General features: G+C 37.2%; 19 protein-coding genes. 15 read left to right on the forward strand and 4 right to left on the reverse strand.

Features of this window, described 5'->3' with window-relative positions:
- Positions 1 to 414: a DUF1348 family protein gene (locus DYR29_RS19390; RefSeq protein ID WP_213278135.1), complete on the forward strand. Its 414-nt coding sequence runs from the start codon at positions 1 to 3 to the stop codon at positions 412 to 414.
- 108 nt (positions 415 to 522) lie between these two features.
- Here DYR29_RS19390 and DYR29_RS19395 read toward each other — a convergent pair whose 3' ends face one another.
- Entirely contained in the window at positions 523 to 1,530 is a 1,008-nt protein-coding gene (locus tag DYR29_RS19395) for a catalase (protein ID WP_213278136.1), read from the reverse strand.
- Between the two features lie 297 nt (positions 1,531 to 1,827).
- On the opposite strand from DYR29_RS19395, the gene DYR29_RS19400 reads away from it, so the two are divergent.
- The 6 genes from DYR29_RS19400 (at position 1,828) to DYR29_RS19425 (ending at position 6,545) form a co-directional block, all read left to right on the forward strand.
- Positions 1,828 to 2,262 carry an FKBP-type peptidyl-prolyl cis-trans isomerase gene (locus tag DYR29_RS19400; RefSeq protein WP_213278137.1) on the forward strand — a complete coding sequence of 145 codons (435 nt, stop codon included), beginning with the start codon at positions 1,828 to 1,830 and terminating at the stop codon, positions 2,260 to 2,262.
- Between the two features lie 144 nt (positions 2,263 to 2,406).
- On the forward strand, positions 2,407 to 3,357 hold the full coding sequence (locus DYR29_RS19405) for a hypothetical protein (RefSeq protein WP_213278138.1): 951 nt from the start codon (positions 2,407 to 2,409) through the stop codon (positions 3,355 to 3,357).
- Between the two features lie 65 nt (positions 3,358 to 3,422).
- Positions 3,423 to 3,833 carry an Rrf2 family transcriptional regulator gene (locus tag DYR29_RS19410; RefSeq protein ID WP_213278139.1) on the forward strand — a complete coding sequence of 137 codons (411 nt, stop codon included), beginning with the start codon at positions 3,423 to 3,425 and terminating at the stop codon, positions 3,831 to 3,833.
- A gap of 59 nt (positions 3,834 to 3,892) precedes the next feature.
- Positions 3,893 to 4,546 (forward strand): NAD(P)-dependent oxidoreductase, encoded by a 654-nt coding sequence (locus tag DYR29_RS19415; protein WP_213278140.1) that lies wholly within the window; start codon positions 3,893 to 3,895, stop codon positions 4,544 to 4,546.
- Between the two features lie 17 nt (positions 4,547 to 4,563).
- Positions 4,564 to 5,736 carry an MBL fold metallo-hydrolase gene (locus DYR29_RS19420; protein WP_213278141.1) on the forward strand — a complete coding sequence of 391 codons (1,173 nt, stop codon included), beginning with the start codon at positions 4,564 to 4,566 and terminating at the stop codon, positions 5,734 to 5,736.
- Between the two features lie 125 nt (positions 5,737 to 5,861).
- Positions 5,862 to 6,545 (forward strand): hypothetical protein, encoded by a 684-nt coding sequence (locus tag DYR29_RS19425; RefSeq protein WP_213278142.1) that lies wholly within the window; start codon positions 5,862 to 5,864, stop codon positions 6,543 to 6,545.
- Positions 6,546 to 6,601: 56 nt separating this feature from the next.
- On the opposite strand, the gene DYR29_RS19430 is transcribed toward DYR29_RS19425, so the two are convergent.
- On the reverse strand, positions 6,602 to 7,630 hold the full coding sequence (locus tag DYR29_RS19430) for a M23 family metallopeptidase (protein ID WP_213278143.1): 1,029 nt from the start codon (positions 7,628 to 7,630) through the stop codon (positions 6,602 to 6,604).
- Between the two features lie 225 nt (positions 7,631 to 7,855).
- Between DYR29_RS19430 and DYR29_RS19435 the strand changes: the two genes are divergently transcribed.
- From DYR29_RS19435 to DYR29_RS19450, 4 genes are all read left to right on the forward strand, one after another.
- Positions 7,856 to 8,896 (forward strand): NAD(P)H-dependent glycerol-3-phosphate dehydrogenase, encoded by a 1,041-nt coding sequence (locus DYR29_RS19435; protein ID WP_052184756.1) that lies wholly within the window; start codon positions 7,856 to 7,858, stop codon positions 8,894 to 8,896.
- 255 nt (positions 8,897 to 9,151) lie between these two features.
- Positions 9,152 to 10,657: a malate dehydrogenase (quinone) gene (gene mqo / locus DYR29_RS19440; RefSeq protein WP_213278144.1), complete on the forward strand. Its 1,506-nt coding sequence runs from the start codon at positions 9,152 to 9,154 to the stop codon at positions 10,655 to 10,657.
- A gap of 67 nt (positions 10,658 to 10,724) precedes the next feature.
- On the forward strand, positions 10,725 to 11,126 hold the full coding sequence (locus DYR29_RS19445; RefSeq protein WP_213278145.1) for a hypothetical protein: 402 nt from the start codon (positions 10,725 to 10,727) through the stop codon (positions 11,124 to 11,126).
- A 1-nt stretch (position 11,127) separates the two neighbouring features.
- On the forward strand, positions 11,128 to 11,994 hold the full coding sequence (locus DYR29_RS19450) for an AadS family aminoglycoside 6-adenylyltransferase (RefSeq protein WP_213278146.1): 867 nt from the start codon (positions 11,128 to 11,130) through the stop codon (positions 11,992 to 11,994).
- A 2-nt stretch (positions 11,995 to 11,996) separates the two neighbouring features.
- Here DYR29_RS19450 and DYR29_RS19455 read toward each other — a convergent pair whose 3' ends face one another.
- Positions 11,997 to 13,577, reverse strand: coding sequence for a GMC family oxidoreductase N-terminal domain-containing protein (locus DYR29_RS19455; protein WP_213278147.1), 1,581 nt, complete (start codon positions 13,575 to 13,577; stop codon positions 11,997 to 11,999).
- Between the two features lie 131 nt (positions 13,578 to 13,708).
- Here DYR29_RS19455 and DYR29_RS19460 point away from each other — a divergent pair, with 131 nt between their 5' ends.
- The 4 genes from DYR29_RS19460 to DYR29_RS19475 all read left to right on the forward strand — a co-directional run bounded on the left by DYR29_RS19460 (position 13,709) and on the right by DYR29_RS19475 (position 18,468).
- Entirely contained in the window at positions 13,709 to 14,326 is a 618-nt protein-coding gene (locus tag DYR29_RS19460; RefSeq protein WP_213278148.1) for a DUF1684 domain-containing protein, read from the forward strand.
- 4 nt (positions 14,327 to 14,330) lie between these two features.
- Positions 14,331 to 14,804, forward strand: coding sequence for a GNAT family N-acetyltransferase (locus tag DYR29_RS19465; RefSeq protein WP_249413540.1), 474 nt, complete (start codon positions 14,331 to 14,333; stop codon positions 14,802 to 14,804).
- Positions 14,805 to 14,877: 73 nt separating this feature from the next.
- On the forward strand, positions 14,878 to 15,687 hold the full coding sequence (locus tag DYR29_RS19470; protein ID WP_213278150.1) for a glucose 1-dehydrogenase: 810 nt from the start codon (positions 14,878 to 14,880) through the stop codon (positions 15,685 to 15,687).
- Between the two features lie 111 nt (positions 15,688 to 15,798).
- Complete coding sequence (locus DYR29_RS19475; protein WP_213278151.1) at positions 15,799 to 18,468, forward strand: MGH1-like glycoside hydrolase domain-containing protein; 2,670 nt, start codon at positions 15,799 to 15,801, stop codon at positions 18,466 to 18,468.
- A 26-nt stretch (positions 18,469 to 18,494) separates the two neighbouring features.
- Here the strand turns inward: DYR29_RS19475 and recO are convergent, their stop codons facing one another.
- Positions 18,495 to 19,181: a DNA repair protein RecO gene (gene recO, locus DYR29_RS19480; RefSeq protein WP_213278152.1), complete on the reverse strand. Its 687-nt coding sequence runs from the start codon at positions 19,179 to 19,181 to the stop codon at positions 18,495 to 18,497.

Here is a 19,181-nt window from a genome sequence, read left to right on the forward strand (position 1 = left end):
ATGGAACAAAAACATCCGCTTCCGCCTTTCACTCTTGAAACGGCACTGGAAAAAATTCAAATGGCAGAAGATGCCTGGAACAGTCAGGATCCTGAAAAGGTTTCCAAAGCATATACCATCGACAGCGAATGGAGAAACAGAGATACATTTGTGAATGGAAGAGAAAACATTGTAGTATTTCTACAGAAAAAATGGGAAAAAGAGCTTCATTATCACCTTAAAAAAGAATATTGGGCACATACAGACAACCGGATCGCTGTTCGTTTTGAATATGAATATCAGACTAAAGATGGAAACTGGTTCAGAGCCTATGGAAATGAGAACTGGGAATTTGATGAAAACGGGCTGATGGCGAAAAGATATGCAAGCATCAATGATCTGGCAATCAAAGAAGAAGAAAGAAAATTCAGATAAAATAAAATGACTGTTGTACTAACAGTCATTTTTTGTTTTTTTAAGGTTTATTTGAACTGAAACATCCAATCAACAAATTATAATTCATAACTCATAATTCATCATTTATTAACTGTTTTTCCCATGCAGCAGTTTATTAATCTTTCTCCTCGTCTGTACAGACACTTTATAAGCTTCATCACGTAATTTCTGTATTTTTCCTACAGGCTGAAAAAAGATCTTACTTTCAAAAGGATTGAATGAAAGCAGCTCATTGGTACAATCACGGGAATCCAGCAATGAACCTTTAGTTATTTTTACCTCTCCGATTTTAATGAAGGGAGAGTTTTTCCATTCTACATTCAGTTTATTGATTGGTTGATCCTGAAGATCATAACATAACTGTATTAATATATCAGCAGAAAAATCATGGTTCTGCAGGTAATTTTTTAATGAGTCTTTGATCGGTTGCTTTTTCCCTGTATGTTTATCCACATTTTTAGGGGCTAACTTTATTTTGATGATTTGGTCACCCAGTCGATAAGCACCTACAGAATAATAATCAAAGGAGAGAATAAAATCGTTTCTTTTACCCATCAGCTTGATCATATTCCGAATGATATCACCCGTCAATGCAGAAGGAATTACTTTTATTATCTGAAGCAACATTGGAAACAGACTGCTCCATTTTTTGATGTAAAACTTATTTACAGCGGTAAACAATTTCAGGAAAGTAGATACAGAATTAATCGGGAACAACGGAAAATTCACCAATGGATAATTGGCAAGTAATCCACCGTTATCATCCTTGATCTGCACGGCAAACCCATAAGCAGGAATATCCTTTTTAGAGTTTTTAATTTTCAGCTGAGCATTGGAAAACCGAATGGTCAGATCAAATTTTTCCTTATCAAAAAAAGGCTGCAATGATTCCGGAATATCAGGCTCAGTCCAGAATGTTCCCTTTGCTGCCGCATACGTTTTTGCATGGGCATTTCGGGTAGCATAATTGACGTCACTGATGGAAGAGGATTGTTCAACAAAATCTGCTATTGTTTTTTTATTGAGTTCCAGAAGTTTCTTTTCCTCCTCATTCAGTTCATCAAACTTCTTATTATATTTTAATGGATTTGGCATTTAGTTTTTAAAATTCAATTATAACGCCAAGTTTCGAAATCTGTGTTAAGTAAGTATTACAATTATTTGAACTTTGTGGAAAAGATGTTTAAAAATAAGGAAATGTAAGACAATATGATTAGTAAATATTAAAAAATAAGTTATTTAACTTGTTGATTACTAGTGTTTAGTTTTTTTAATAAGAATGAATTAAAAGCGTGTTGTTATGATAGGAAATGCTCCGGGTTTTTAAACTTCCCTCATCGTGATTCCATCTTCCAACTCTAAAAAGCCTTATCTTTGTAAAAAAATTATAATATGGGAGTAGCAGATTTGTTATTTAAACGTAAAAAAGAATTGGCAGAAAAGAACCTGAAAGACGGTAAAGAATATATGGAAGAGTATGGTAAGAGAGAAAGCGTTGTGCAGTTACCAAGCGGCTTACAGTATGAAATCATTACAGAAGGGGATGGAGCTAAACCAGGTCCTAAGTCTACTGTAAAATGCCACTACCACGGAACTACCATTTCCGGAAAAGTATTCGACAGCTCTGTAAAAAGAGGTACACCTGCATCGTTCCCTTTAAACAGAGTAATTTCAGGTTGGACAGAAGCACTTCAGCTGATGCCTGTTGGAAGCAAATGGAGACTGATCATTCCACCGCATTTAGCGTATCGAGATCAGGAGATCAGCAAAGAAATCGGGCCAAACAGTACGCTTGTTTTTGAAGTTGAATTGCTGGATATTAAATAACCCTTCTTAAAAATAGATTAAAAAATTACCTGATTTCAGGTAATTTTTTTTATTTGTACTATATTCGTATTGATAATTGCAAAACAAAGGTGACAGGAAAAGATTTGTTTTATAATACGTCCGGTAACACAAAAATATGACTGAATGAAAAAACTCTTCTACCTTCTCGCTGTGGTAAGTTTACTGGTGTCCTGTGTTTCCAAAAAAAATCAGGCAATCCAGCAGAATATTCTTACCCTTAAGGACAGCTATTGTAAAGCTCCTTTTAAATATAATTACAATAATAAACTGCCGTCTTATAATTCGGATTCTATTTTAACGGCCAATAAAGAACTCAGCGGAATGTTTACCGATCAGAGTATATTAATTTTAAATGCATTGGGTAATCTTAGTGATGTTCACAAAATCATCGAACTGAAAAAAGATTCTTCCCTCACTTCGCAAGTGAAAATATTACAGCTTAAAACCAAAATCAATAGCCGGATTACCATCGCTTTAACAGAGCTGGATGCAGTAGCTGCAGAATTTGACTGTGAAGGAGAGAGAGTAGCTCAGATCGGAAGTTATGTGGATAACCTGAATGCCTCAAAAAATAATAAACTGATTTTATATTCTATCATTGCCGGAGCTGCCTCATCCATTGCCGGCGGAATTGTGAAAAGTGACGGGTGGGATAGAGCAATAGGTATTGGTGGAGGTATTTTAGGAGCAGGATTTGGTTTGGCAACCCTTAACCCGAAAGGAAAAAAAGTAGAATTTATCCACCAGAGAAATCTTTTGAGGGACATTTGGAAAGAAAAACTGGAATCCCCCAATTTTCCACCTTTCATCTGGTATATGTATACCGAGAAAAAGTTTTCCAACAAAGAAGAATATTCTATCATAGGAAATATGAAACAGAGATGGCTTCATTATCAGTTTGATGATGTAAAAGAAGCCGCGGATAGGTCTGTGATATTCAGTGATGGAGGATTTTACAGAGCAGATGATCTCAATAACCGCGCTGCCATGCTCAATCAGATGCAGTCTGCAACCCGTACCATCAATCAGAACATCAATTATCTGCTGCTTGATCTGGATAAATTAATCCTTTAAGAAAAAAATAACTGTAATAAATTTTGTTACATTTAAAAAATGCGTATATTTGCAGTGTAATTAGAATGAACAATACAAGATTTGCTACGGCAATACATATTATGACCTTATTGGCGAAGAGCCCTCAGGAGTGGCTTACTTCCGAGTGGATAGCCGGTAGTATCAATGTGAATCCGGTGATTATCCGAAAGGAGATCAGCGTATTAAGAGAAGCAGGTTTGATTATCAGCAGACAGGGAAAAGAAGGAGGAAGTCAGCTTGGCAAAACTGCAGAATTGATTACTATTTCAGAGATCTATAAAGCAGTGAAAAATACAGAGGTATTAGGGAAAAAAAATCAGAATCCTAATCCAGCCTGTAGTGTTGGTAAGGAGATTAATACTCATTTAAATACATTATTTGAAGAAACAGATCATTTGGTGGTAAAGTTTTTAGGAGACAAGTCATTAAAGGAATTCGCTGACCAGTTCGAATAAAAATTTTTTATCTTTAAATGTAACAAAATTTATTACAATTTAATTAAAAATAAGACATTATGAAAAAAGTAGCAGTAATTGGTGCAACAGGATTTGTAGGAGCACATGTAGTAGCAGAATTAGCAAACAGAGGTTATGCTGTAGAAGCATTGGTAAGAGATGCATCTAAAGTAAAATCACAGGAGCATGTAACAGCAAAAAGCGTTGATGTAAACAATGTAGATGAATTAGCTGAAGCATTAAAAGGAAATGATGCTGTGATCAGTACCTTCAACGCAGGATGGACGAATCCTAATCTTTACAATGACTTTTTGAATGGTTCTGAAAATATTCAAAAAGCAGTAGAGCAGTCCGGTGTAAAAAGATTGATCGTAGTAGGTGGAGCAGGAAGCCTTTACACTCCGGATAATGTACAAATCGTAGACACCCCTGATTTCCCGGATGCTTACAAACCAGGCGCTACAGCAGCAAGAGATTATCTGAACAAAATTAAAGAAAACAAAACATTGGATTGGACATTCTTCAGCCCTGCAGTAGAAATGAACCAGGCGAATGTAGGAGAAAGAACGGGGAAATATAGAACTTCATTAGAAACTCCGGTATTTGATGAAAACGGAAGAAGCCGTCTGTCTGTAGAAGATGTAGCCGTAGTTTTGGTAGATGAACTGGAACAAAACAATCATATCAGAGAACGTTTTACAGCAGCTTATTAATGATAAAAAAGACAGAAATGATACAAAAGAAATTATTGTCATTATTGACGTTATTGGGATTTATCAGCATATTTGCGGGAAACCTCAAAGTGAAAGTATATAATCCGGGAACCAAAGCTATTTTCCCGATTACGTCCACCATTATTTATGGGGATAAAGATGCTATACTTGTTGATGCCCAATTTCAGAAACAATACGCAGAGCAGCTTGTGAAAGAAATAAAAGCAACAGGAAAAAACCTTAAAACAGTTTTTATTTCTCACAGCGATCCTGATTTTTATTTTGGACTGGATGTGATCAGAAAAGCGTTTCCTGATGTGAAGATTATTTCAACAGCGCAGACAGCTTACCTGATATTAGCTTCCAAAGATGATAAACTTGCAGTGTGGAAACCACAGTTGAAGGCAGATGCTCCATCGGAAATTATAGTTCCTGAAGCTACTGTTTCCATTCCTGATCTTGAAGGAAACAAAATCGAAATCAGACAAAATCCTGAAGATCCTGCACACAGTTTTCTTTGGATCCCTTCCATTAAAACCATTGCCGGTGGGATTTCAGTTTCTGTAGATTCACATCTCTGGATGGCAGACACTCAGAATGCAAAAGCAATTGATCAGTGGATAGGACAGATTGACGCCATGAAAGCCTTGAAGCCGGAGCAGGTAATTCCTTCTCATTTTGCAAAATTATCAACATCTCCACAATCTCTTGATTTTGTGAAAAACTATCTGGAAAACTATAAACAGGCAGTGACAGAAAATAAAACTTCGGATGCCATTGTAGATTTTATGGTTAAAAAATATCCTGATCTTCCGGGAAAAGACGAACTGGGAATGGGAGCTAAAGTATATCTTAAAGAAATGGATTGGGATCTTAAATCTCCATACCCGGCCATCGGTCATAAAGTTGAAGTAGACTTTGGAGCTGTAAAATTCCTCCTTGATTTTAAAGATAACAAAACAATGACCTTCACCGGGATAGCAGGAAGTTCAAAAAACAGTACAGATACTGTAGAATATACAGCTGTAGAAGTAGCAAAGAATGTTTTTATGGTATACTGGCATGAGCCGCATCTTGGCTTCAATGTAACCCATATTCAGGATTATAATAAAAATATTATCTATTCAAATATTGCAGGTCCTGACGGTACATTTACCCATCCGAAAGGAACTCTTAAAATTTTGAAATAATGATAAGAATCAAAAGTACATGTAAATTTTTACATGTACTTTTTGTTATATTTGATTTGCAGAAAATCATTCTTTTAAAAAGAGAAGAGGATCTGTAGCTTATTTTTAAAATCAAATAATAACTCATGAAATTAATTAAAATTCTGCCTTTTCTATTGTTGTCCTTATTTTTATTCAGCTGTGGTAAACTGGCGACTACATCCGAAGATAAAAAATCTGTTGACGAAGTTCTTAAGTTTTACGGAGGTTATGTTGAAACCATGAAAGGAGTGCAAACACTGAATGGGACATCCAGTGATTTTTTTGAAGTACAGATTAAAGACAGTAAACTGATCAATAATCAACCTCAAAGAGCAATATCCAATGCTGCCAATATTGCATTTATCGTTTTTCAGAATCAAAAACCTGGAGCATATGATGTTGTCAAAACAAAATTACTTTTAGCTGACGGGGCCAGTTTTACAAAATCATTCACTCAAAAAGAACTGCAGGAAATAAAAGATATATATCCGGAAATTGATAAGATCAATTCATTTTTGATTAATAAAGATGACAACGGAATTCTTGAAATGTTTGAACCAAAATTTAAGCCTAAAAAAGAAGTAGTCAAAGAGACAATTTCAAGAATGGATTCTCAATTAGGCCCGATTAAAAAAATACAGTTTCAGGGATTTGAATTTCTCGATAATCCCAATCTGGGACAGATGATCTTAATAAGAGAAGTAAGTCAAAGAGATAAGGTTTTCCCTTTTATCAATCTTGCATTTGACAGAAAGACAAAAAAACTGTTGAATATTGAATTTCCATAAAAACAGATCTCCAGAATTAAAATAAAAAGGCCGTTCTATGTGAACAGCCTTTCTTTTTATAGATTCATAAACAATTTCGGATTAATCGGAGTATTGTTTTTGTGTACTTCGTAATGAAGATGAGGACCTGTAGAACGTCCGGAATTTCCGGATTTAGCAATCACCTGACCTACTTTTACTTTATCATTTACCTTAGATATAAGTTGAGATAAGTGTCCGTATAGTGTAGCCAGACCATTTCCGTGAGAAACAATCACGCAGTTTCCATAGCCTCCTTTCTGTCCGGAAAAAATGATTGTTCCGGCAGCCGCAGCTCTTACATCAGAACCATAGGCAACAGCAATGTCCAGACCTTTGTGGAATTGCATCTGATCAGCTTCAGCAGGCGGATTGTTTTTTTCAGCAGCAGTTTTAGCAATAGTTGTAGTTCCAGCCACAGCTTTTGTTGTAGAAGGAGCTGATGCTGCAGCCACAGGAGCTGCCTTTGGAGTAACCATTACTTTCACTTCCCTTTTATTTCCATAGCTGTCTGTAAGTTCAATAATTTTCTCAACAGGTTCAGCTTTTACTTCAGGCTTTGGAGCTGCAGCCACTGCCGGTTTTGCTTCCGTTGCTGCACTTGTTTTTACCGAAGCGAAAACAGTTTTGAATGGAATCGGGTTTTTTCTCACTCCAAAATTAGAGGAAATATATCCGTCTGTAGGCATACCTAACGGAACCTGCATCAGTTTTTTCTGAAGATCCATCAGATACTGGCTGTATCGGTTGGCCTGTTTGGAAAGATAAATAGAATTTGAAATACTGTCCTGGTTGAGCATCATCAGTTTTTCGTTGGTAATGTCTTTGGACTTCAGGAAGGAGTTAAGTTGACCCACTGTCTGATCTACAAGGGTAAGATCAGTTTTCATTTTTAGATAATCTACACTGTCTTTTTCAGTGTTTATTTTTACAAGGTTGACTTCATAGGTTTTGTCGTCTCTTTCAGAAAAGAGCTTCGCAATGAAGACACCTTGTGCAAAAACTACTAGCAAAAGTCCTCCCAGGAGAATGTTTACGTTCTTCTTGCTGCTTAGAAATTTTTTCATATTTCTTCTCTTAGTAAATTTAAAACGGTTTTGAAGCTGCAAATTTAATTAAAAATAAGCTTTGAGGGTTATTTTTAATTAAAATTCAGTTTTTTCTGTATTTAACGGTTAATTAGCTGTTTAATTGTGTTGAAGTGTTAATTTTTTCAGAAAATGGTGTTTATCATAGTTTCAAAGCCTTTGTTACGTCTTTGTTTTAATATCTTTGCAGTTCACATTCCAATTATGGCTAAAAAGAAAATTATTTCAGAATCTTCGAATCCAAAAAAGAATAAAAAGGATATTTCTGTAGGAGTTGTAGGGAGCGGAAGTTTTGCAACCGCTATCGTAAAAATGCTTGTTGAAAATTGCAAAGTTGTACACTGGTGTGTAAGAAGTGAATTTGTAAAAGGAGCCATTGAGCTTCGCGGACACAACCCGACTTATCTTACAGCCGCTCACTTTAATCTGAAAAGCTTAAAATTAACAACGGATATCAATGAACTGGTTTCTGCCTGTGACGTTATTGTTCTGGCAACTCCGTCTATCTACTTGTCTGATACACTGGACAAGATGACCTGTGATTATTCCGATAAAATCTTTATCTCTGCAATCAAAGGGATTATTCCTAAAGTAAATGATGTGGTAGCCCATTATCTGCGGGATGAATTTAAAATCGGGTTCAGAAATCAAGCGGTTATTGCAGGACCTTGTCATGCAGAAGAGGTAGCAATGGAAAGACTTTCTTACCTTACCATTGCGGCAGTAGAAGATGAAACGGCTGAAAAACTTGAAGGAATCTTCAGTTCAGACTTTATTAAAGTGCATACCAGTAAAGATATTTTAGGAAATGAATACAGTGCCATTCTTAAAAATATTTTTGCGATAGGGGCGGGAATAGCAAGTGGATTAGGGTATGGAGATAACTTTACCGCTGTTTTTGTTTCCAATGCAATCCGTGAAATGGAAGCTTTTCTGGAAGCCATCTATGAAGCACCGAGAGATGTGAATGAAAGTGCTTATCTGGGTGACCTGTTGGTGACTGCTTATTCACTTTTCTCAAGAAACAGAAACCTTGGAAACCTTATCGGAAAAGGATATACCGTGAAATCTGCCATTCAGTCTATGAATATGGTGGCTGAAGGATATTATGCTGCAGATTCTATTTATAAAACAGCAAAGCAGAAAAATCTTAAACTGCCAATTATAGATACCGTATATGCCATTCTTTATGAAGGTAAAAACGCTGAAAAACAGTTTAAAAAACTGACTGCAAAATTGAATTAAAAACAAAGCTTTATTGCTGAAAAATAAAATTAATCGAAACTTAAGCATCCCAATGCTTAAGTTTTTTTATGCTCATTCCGATAATCCGGGAGGTCATAATGCCTTGATATTATCAATCATTTCAATGGTGCTTTATTGAAATTTTCCATGGTTTTTTGTTGTGTACTCAATAAGTGTTTTGAACGAAAAAATAACGTGTTAAAATCGTTCCTGTTTTTAAAACTTTTCCCGAAATTTGAAGTAAAATTTAAAATTATGTCACAATCGCTTACAAGCAGAACACCGAAACCTAAATATGACGTTGTACTGATAGGCGGCGGAATAATGAGCGCCACTTTAGCAACGCTGCTTCATGAATTTGATCCAAATCTTGAAATCGCAATCTTCGAAAGACTTGGAAGGTTTGCCAAAGAAAGTACAGCAGCATGGAACAACGCCGGAACAGGGCACTCCGCATTTTGTGAGCTAAATTATACCCCGGAAAAACCAGACGGATCTATTGATATCACCAAAGCAGAAAGTATTGCAGAACAGTTTGAAATTTCAAAACAATTCTGGGCATATCTGCTCACCAAAGGCTATATTCATGAGCCAAAAGAATTTATCAATTCATGTCCGCACATGAGTCTGGTATTCGGCGAAAAAGATGCTGAATATCTTAAAAAACGTCATGATAAAATGGCAGAATCTGTTCTTTTCTCAGGAATGGAATTTTCTACAGATCATGAGAAACTGAGAGAATGGATTCCTTTGGTAATGAGCAAAAGAAATCAGTCCGAAGTAATGGCGGCAACGAAGATGGATATGGGAACGGATGTGAACTTCGGAACACTGACAAGAAAAATGGGAAGACATCTTCTGGAAGATTCCAATGTTGAGGTTTTCCTATACCACGAAGTGAAAGACATAGATCCAAGAGAAGACGGGAAATGGGGAATGAAGGTAAAAGACAGAATTCATAGTCACAAGCAGGAAGTTGTTGCAGACTTTGTTTTCATTGGAGCAGGAGGATATGCACTTCCGTTATTGGATAGTTCAGATATTAAAGAAAGTGAAGGCTACGGAGGTTTCCCGGTTTCCGGACAATGGTTGGTAAGCCATAACCAGGAATTGGTAGAAAAGCATCAGGCTAAAGTATATACGCAGGCTACGGTAGATGCACCTCCAATGTCTGTTCCACACCTTGACCTTAGAATTATTGACGGTAAGAAAGCTCTTCTTTTCGGACCTTTTGCAGGGTTCTCCACCAAATTTCTGAGAGAAGGAAGTTATCTTGATCTTCCAGAAAGTGTAAATACCAAAAACCTGAAATCACTTTTTGGAGCATGGTGGCATAATATTCCTCTCACGAAATATCTTATCCAGCAGGTTGCCATGACAAAATCCCAGAGAATGCAGCATTTGAGAGAATTTGTCAAAGATGCCAAAGAAGAAGACTGGGAATTGAAAGTAGCAGGCCAGAGAGTTCAGGTCATCAAAAAAGATGAAAAAGAAGGAGGTAAGCTGGAATTCGGAACTGAAGTGGTGGTGAATAAGAGCGGAACCATTGCCTCTTTGCTGGGAGCTTCACCAGGTGCATCTACAGCAGTATATGCCATGTTGAATGTGCTGGAAAAATGCTTCCCGGAAAAGCTTCATGGAGAATGGAAAGGAAAACTGCTTGAAATGGTTCCTTCTTACGGACAAAAGCTGGCTGAAAATCCTGAGCTGACCAATGAGGTAAGAAATTATACAAAAGAAAAATTAGAATTAGAATATTAATGCTAATAATGAGCAATGAGTAGAAGCATCTATTACTCATCGCTCATTATTTATTACTTATTAAAAGGTGGAAGAAGTAATTGTAAAACCTGTTATTGCCAAGGAAATCCTGGAATCTCTCAAGGCGAAAACGGAAGAGGAGAAGCAGGTGATAGTACACTGTTGTTTTCCGGCGTCACCGTTTTTAGGAAACCTGATCAGGATCTGGCATTCGACCTATCTTTTTGATAACCAGTCTGAGCATAGAAGTAAATTGATTCATGCGGAAAACATTTCAATTTCTCCTTACTGGACTCCGGTTCCTTTTATGAAAGACTTTTGGTTTACCCTGATATTTTCCGGGCTCCCGAAAGACTGTAAAAGTTTTGATTTAAAAGAAGTAATCCCTGAGGAAGGCGGCTTTTTTGTAGAGTCAATCAAAAGAAATTCTTCCGATGTGTATCGGGTAAAAATCTCAGAATCTTATTAATATGAAAGTAAGGGAAGGAAAACTGAAACAGATTATTCATTGGGCTGAAAATAACCCTGATATCCGTGCTGTTCTTCTGACCAGTTCACTGGTAAACCCTTATGCTCCCGTAGATGATTTAAGTGATCTGGATGTAGAACTTGTTTTTGAAAACAGGACATCTTATGAATCCGGAAATGAATGGACCAGGCTTTTTGGTGATCCTATTTCAATGATTGAAGAAGATGATAACGTTTTTGAGGGAAAACATGCCATGAAAATGGTTTTGTATAAAGACCATGTAAAAGTTGATTTTAAGCTGTATCAGGTATCTGACTTTATTGAAGAAATCAATGAAGAAACTCTTCCCGAGGATTGGGATGTAGGATATCAGGTTTTAATAGATAAAGATCATCTGACAAAAAATATGAAACCGCCAACCTATCAGTCGATCATGATACATCAGCCTACGGAAAAAGAATTTCAAAAGCTGTTCAATGATTTCTGGTGGGATACAACTTATGTGGCGAAATGTCTTAAACGCGGCGATATTTTTTATGCCAAATTTATGTCTGAAAATGTCCTGCGTACAGATTATCTCGTTCCTTTGATTGAATGGTATATTGCCGGAAATCATGACTGGAATACTATTACGACCAATAAACATGGAAGACTTTTCAAACAATATTTATCCTCAGATCTATGGAATAAAGTGGAAGCTACTTTCTCCGGAAATGATATTGAAGAAAACTGGAAAGCACTGCTTGCCTGTGCCGATCTGGTACATGAGCTGGGAACTTCTTTGGCCGAAAAACTTCACTTTATCTATCCGGTGAAACTGGAAAACGATATCCGGAACTACCTTACAGAAATACAATCATTGCCCTGATTTCAGGCAAATTCATTCTGTTTGATGAGGTTTTCAATACAGTATTCTGCAATGGCTGTAATCGTAACAAACGGATTGACGCCAATGGTTCCGGGAATTAATGATCCGTCCAGAACATACATATTTTCATGATCTTTTAATTTGCCATATTCATTGGTAGCTTCACCCAGAACACATCCTCCAAGCGGATGATAACAGATGTCAACCCCGAAACCATTATTGAAAAGCAGGTGGCTTCTCGTACCGCCATTGGCTTTATTCATTTTGCGGATAAAATATTGGGCATTTTCCTTCATTTTGACAGTATTGCTTTCGTCCCAGTTCAAGGTTAGAGATTGGCTGGCTTTGTTGTATGTAACTTCTCCCTTTTTATCAACTCTGTTGATCAGCAGATATAAAGCCGTAGCGACATCCATTCCCATTGGTAAAGGAGCAATCTCTGTGAAAAACGGGTGATCAGGATCATCCCAGTTGTCAATGCCGCCTACCGGAATAGTGGATTGCTTGGCTCCTGTGCCGCCAGACAAAGGTTTCACCCAGTTTCTTCCGGTCATAAAATTCCCGTTATTTCCCCATTTTTTTCCGATCTTTTCATGAACAGGAAAATTGTTTTCTGCATGAGATTGTAGCAGAAGCTGTAAGGTTCCCATGGTTCCTGCAGAAAGAATCAGCTTTTTACAGTTGAAAACTTTGTTGGCAACCGGAATTCCCGATGTATCAATCTGCTGAACATTTAATGTGTAGCTTTTATCATCATTTAGTTTTATTGTTTGGACACGATGAAGATCGAGAATTTCTAAATTTCCGGTTTCCAGCGCTTTTCTGAGATAGGTTTTATCCAGACTGTTTTTTCCATAATTGTTGCCATAGATCACTTCAGTATTAAGAGCAGAACGGGGAACCTCGTTCCGGAACTCTTTTTCCATATACTTAAAATCATACACATTCGGAACTCTCATGGTTTTAAAACCGGCTTTATGAGCCTCTTCTTCACCTACCCGTGTGAATTTATAATAAGGACAGTCTTTCAGAAACTGTTCGTCAATCACATTTACCTTGAGTTCTTCCCGTACCAGAGGAAAGTAATGATTGTAAAACTTTTCAGCATCAAGATCCGGAAAAACTTCCCTGAAATAACTTTCTTTAGGCGTAACAGCCATACCTCCGTTCACAAGAGAACCTCCGCCAACACCTCTTCCAACCCAGATATTGATATGTTCAAAATCCAGACGGTCTAATATTCCGGTAAAAGGAGTCAGAGAAAAAATATTCATGAAAGGTGCAATGCTTTTCTTTTTCAGCCAGGCTGAGCTTTTCCCCGGTTTCAGCAGATTGGAAAACGGAATTCCTGCTTTTTCCCAGTTAAGGCCCATTTCAAGCATCACTACTTTTTTCCCGGCTTCACAAAGACGTAATGCAGATACAGCACCTCCATACCCGCTGCCAATGATTATAATCGGTACATCAGTATTTTCTGTTATCTGACTGTTTTTTCTTTCCGCGGCCCGGAATAGTTCAGATTGAAGAAAATAGAAACCTGATATGGCCAATGCACTGGTCCTGATGAAATTTTTTCTGTCCATGAGCTTTGTTTTTCAAAAAGTATGCTAGATCAGCTGGTGCCTATTGTATTTAAAACAGATTATATTTTTTTATTAGAATTTTAACTTTTGTTGTTCCGGAAATTCATAGTTTTACTTATAATTTTATATTCATGAAAAAATATATAGTACTCTTTTTACTCCTTCCATTATGGGCTTTTTCTCAGAAAACGGTTTCAAAGGAAGAGAAAGATGTTCAGAAATTTCAGAAAGAACTCAATGCTGAATATCTCAATCCAAAAGAGACTCCGTTAAGAGGAGATAATTTTAAAAATTTTAAAGGACACCCTTTCTTTCCTTTTGATGCCAAATACAGAGTAACCGCAAAATTTGTTAAATCAAAAGATACACAACCCTTTGAACTTCCTACTTCTTCAGGAAAAACAAAGACGTATCAGGAGTATGGAAAAGCTACATTTATGCTCGATAATAAACCCTATACGGTCACTTTATACCAAAGTCTGGCTTTAATTAAACAGGATAAATACAAAGACTATCTTTTTCTTCCGTTCCGCGATGCTACCAATGAAAAAGAAACCTATGGAGGAGGAAAATATATGGACCTGAAGATTCCGAAAGGGAACACTATTGTACTTGATTTTAATCAATCATATCATCCTTTTTGTGCGTATAATGCTTACGATTACAATTGCCCTATTGTTCCTGAGGAGAATAAACTTCCCGTGGAAATCCGAGCCGGAGTAATGTATGAAGATATTTACCATCACTAAAACTATGATACATTTAGAATTCTATAAACCAGAGGATCTTTCCGGAGTCAGTTATGCTTTGGATGAAAACCAGATGCAATTTACTGCGACAGCTCAACAGGCTTTGCAAAGTATCAGCGAACGGGATGATGATGACGCATTTCCGGTGACGATATTTGAAAATGAACTGCCTGTTGGTTTTTTTGTGCTCGATTTCGGGAAAGATAAATTTGAACTTACCGATGATGAAACATCTGTTTTATTACGTTCTTTATCTGTAAATCCCCGGATGCAGGGAAAAGGAATAGGGAAAATGGCTATGCTGGAAGTAGGGAATTTTGTAAAAACTCACTTCGGGGATTGCCATGAAATTGTACTGGCTGTCAATCAGAAAAATGATTCTGCTTATCATATTTATCTTCAGTCAGGATATATTTTTGACGGTAAAACAAGAATTGGAAGAAGCGGCCCTCAATACCTGATGTACAAAAAACTTTAATAAAATTTTAAAATCATAATTTTTTATCTGCTGATATCTTTCCATAACTTTGAGTAACATCAAATTACAAAACATGGAAATATCACTTCGAAATCAGGTAGCTGTGGTTACAGGTGCCTCCAGCGGAATAGGTTCAGGAATCGCAAAATCATTAGCTGAAGCAGGAGCAACAGTCATTGTCAACCATTCTTCGGAAAGATCTTTAGAAGAAGCTAAAGCTGTTCTGAAAGAAATTACCGATGCCGGAGGAAAAGGGATCACTTACGCCTGTGACGTCTCTAAAGAAGATCAGGTAATCAAAATGTTTCAGGATGTTGTTTCCGAATTTCAAACTGTAGATATTCTGGTGAATAATGCAGGCATTCAAAAAGATGCAAAGTTCACCGAAATGACAATAGACCAATGGAATGCCGTCATTGGTGTCAATCTGACGGGGCAGTTTCTATGTGCCAGGGAAGCTATCAAAGAATTTTTACGACGGGGAATAGATCCTTCACGTTCTGTTGCCTGTGGAAAGATCATTCATATCAGTTCTGTACATGAAATTATTCCGTGGGCCGGACATGCCAACTACGCATCAAGCAAAGGAGCCATCAGAATGTTGATGCAAACCCTTGCGCAGGAATATGGAGCAGCCAAAATCAGGGTCAATTCTATTTGTCCGGGAGCCATTCAGACTCCTATTAACCAAAATGCATGGAGTACTCCTGAAGCACTCAATTCTCTTCTTACCCTTATACCTTATAACAGAATCGGACAGCCGAAGGATATCGGGAACTTAGCCGCTTTTCTTGCCAGTGATCTTGCTGATTATATCACAGGAACCAGCATCTTCGTGGATGGTGGAATGACTACATTTGAGAGTTTTTCCACAGGTGGTTAAAAAGTTTAAGGTTTAAAGTTCAAGGTTTAAAGTTTTGAGGTTGTTCTCATAGCTTGCAATGTGATCAAATATTACTCATTGCTTATTATTCATTACTCATAATTATCGCTTATGTCAGAAAAACAGAGAATTTCAGATATTTCATGGAAAAAATGGGGGCCGTATGTAAGTAACCGGGAGTGGGGACTCGTTCGTGAAGATTACAGTGAAAACGGTGATGCCTGGAATTATACCAGTCATGATACTGCGGAAGCCAAAACATACCGTTGGGGTGAGGAAGGCATATGCGGAATCTGTGATGACCTTCAGAAACTGGTATTCTCTGTCGGATTCTGGAATAAAAAGGATAAAATGGTGAAAGAACGGTTCTTTGGGTTGACCAACGGACAGGGAAATCACGGTGAAGACGTGAAGGAATATTTTTACTACCTGGATTCTACACCTACGCATTCTTACATGAAAATGCTGTATAAGTATCCGCAAAATACTTTTCCCTATGAAGATCTTGTAAAAACAAATGCTTCGAGAAGTAAGGATGAAACGGAATATGAACTGATTGATACCGGAATTTTTGATAATAATGAATACTTCGACATCTTTATTGAATATGCAAAAGAAAGTCAGAATGATATTCTGGTCAGACTCACCATTATCAATAAATCTGAAAAAGAGGCTTCTCTTGTGATATTGCCTACGGTTTGGTTCAGGAATACCTGGAATTGGGGATATGACGACTATCAACCAAAATTACATGCTGAAGATGCAGACCGTATTAAAGTGGATCACCAGGATGTTGATATTAAAAATGTATATGCAAAACAATCTTTAAAAACCCTGTTTTGTAACAATGAAACCAATAATGAAAGGCTCTACCAGTCGAAAAATGGATCAAAGTTCTGCAAAGACGGGATCAATAATTTTGTAATGACGGGTAACTCTAAGTCCGTAAATCCCAAAAATGTAGGAACAAAAGCCTCTTTTTTTATTGATGAAGATTTTAAAGCCGGGGAATCCAGAACATTTGAATTCAGAATATCAGATAAAGATTTACGAGAGCCGTTCGGTGATTTTGACACTCTTTTTAATCAAAGACAGACAGAAGCCGATGAATTTTATGCCGAAATCCAGAAAGGAATCGCTTCGGAAGATGAAAAACTGGTACAAAGACAGGCTTTTGCAGGAATGTTGTGGAATAAAATGTTTTACCATTACAATGTTGAAAAATGGCTGAAAGGTGATCCGGCTGAAATGCCTCCTCCAAAGTCGCGGGAAAAAATAAGAAATTACGAATGGAAACATCTTAATAACGAACACATTATTTCCATGCCGGATAAATGGGAATATCCATGGTATGCCACCTGGGATCTGGCATTTCACACCATCAGTTTCTCCCTGATTGATCCGGATTTTGCTAAACATCAATTGAAGCTTTTCCTGTTTGAATGGTATATGCATCCCAATGGACAGCTTCCCGCCTACGAATGGAATCTTAGTGATGTGAATCCTCCGGTACATGCCTGGGCGGTTTTCAGAGTATTTAAAATTGATGAATATTTAAAGGATAAACCCGACCTGGAGTTCCTGGAAAGTGCTTTCCAGAAATTATTGATGAACTTTACCTGGTGGGTGAATAAAAAAGATACCAATGGCAACAACATATTTGAAGGAGGTTTCTTAGGTCTTGATAATATTGGAGTTTTTGACCGGAATGCTGTTTTACCCAACGGAGAACAGCTGGAACAGTCGGACGGGACAAGCTGGATGGCTATGTTTGCCCTGAATATGATGCGGATTGCCCTGGAACTTGCTCTTTACAATAATGTGTATGAAGAGATGGCGATGAAGTTTTTTGAACATTTTCTGTCCATTGCCAATTCACTGGATAATATGGGGGATGAAGAATTCAGTTTGTGGGATGAACAAGACGAGTTTTTCTATGATGCCATAGCTTCTAATGACGGAACACATATGTATTTAAGATTAAGGACCATCGTAGGGCTGATCCCGATGTTTGCCGTTGAGGTTATAGATGATGAAATGATTGAAAACCTGCCCAATTTTAAGAAAAGAATGAAATGGGTACTGGATAATAAACCGGAACTGGCTTCTCTGGTTTCAAGATGGGAAGTCAAAGGTCAGGATTCCAAGCACCTTTTGTCTTTACTTCGGGGACACCGTTTGAAAAGATTGTTAAACAGAATGCTGAATCCGGAGGAGTTTTTAAGTGATTATGGCGTAAGAGCACTATCAAAAGAATATGAAAACAATCCTTATACTTTAACCCTGAATGAAACGGATTATAGGGTGAAATATACTCCGGCAGAAAGTGATAGTGGACTGTTCGGGGGGAACAGCAACTGGCGCGGCCCGGTGTGGTTTCCTATTAATTTTTTGATAATCGATAGTCTTCAGCGCTTTTTCTTCTACTACAGTCCCGATTTTTTAGTGGAATATCCTACAGGAAGTGGAAGCTATTCAAATCTGGATCAGATAGCAGATGCTTTAAACAAAAGGCTTGCAAAGATTTTCTTAAAAGATGAAAATGGAAAAAGACCGGTTCATGGGCAGTATGAAAGATTTCAGACCGATCCGGATTTTAAAGATTATATTCTGTTTTACGAATATTTTCATGGGGATAACGGCCGTGGAGTAGGAGCTTCCCACCAAACGGGCTGGACGGGACTTATTGCAAAAATCCTGCAGCCAAGATTTTCCAAAAAAGAAATTGCAGAATCTGAAACTGAAATGCCTGAAGATATTGAAAAGACAAAAGAACCATAAAAGAATTCTAGCAATCAGGATTCGTCCTATTCAAATATCTGCTGGATAATTTCCAATGAAGCAGGTGTCTTGAAGTCTGTGATATGATAGTGATAGTACACCAGAAGGCTGTCCAGGAAATCTTTTCTTAATGAAGAATGGATTTTGGTAGCATAAAGATTTTCGGCACATAGTGCTTCTTTCCACAATGCAGAAATTTCTTCGTTGAATTGCTGATGGCAGATTACAAGGGAAAAAGTTCCGGTTTCCGGATCTAAAAATTTACCGTCACCCAACAATGGTGCAACCCCTTGAATTTTTAAAACAGCCAGTAAAAAAAGCAGGTGTGCCTGATAATTTCTGTTCGTCAGCTCATTGATAAAATGATCAATACCGGTATAGATAGGAATATTTTTATCCTCATATCTAAGGATGTGGCTCAGGAAATCTGAAATAAAGAAAATAACGGTATTGACTTTTATATCCGTATAGATGTCATTATTTTTTACCAGTTCAAATTTTGAGACAGTTGGTATACCATTACCACGCAGCGGAAGTATTGAAAAATTCAGCTGGCTCAGTGGCTGCAGCAGGGCTTTCTTTTTGTTCTTTTTAGAATAAATTCCTTTTAGAAAATAGCTTTGAAAACCCTCTTCCTCAGTAAAACAATGCAATACAGCATCGTTTTCCCCATATTTTATAAACGAAAGTAAAAAACCGTTTTGTAAATTCAT

Source organism: Chryseobacterium indologenes (assembly GCF_018362995.1).
GTDB lineage: Bacteria > Bacteroidota > Bacteroidia > Flavobacteriales > Weeksellaceae > Chryseobacterium > Chryseobacterium indologenes_G.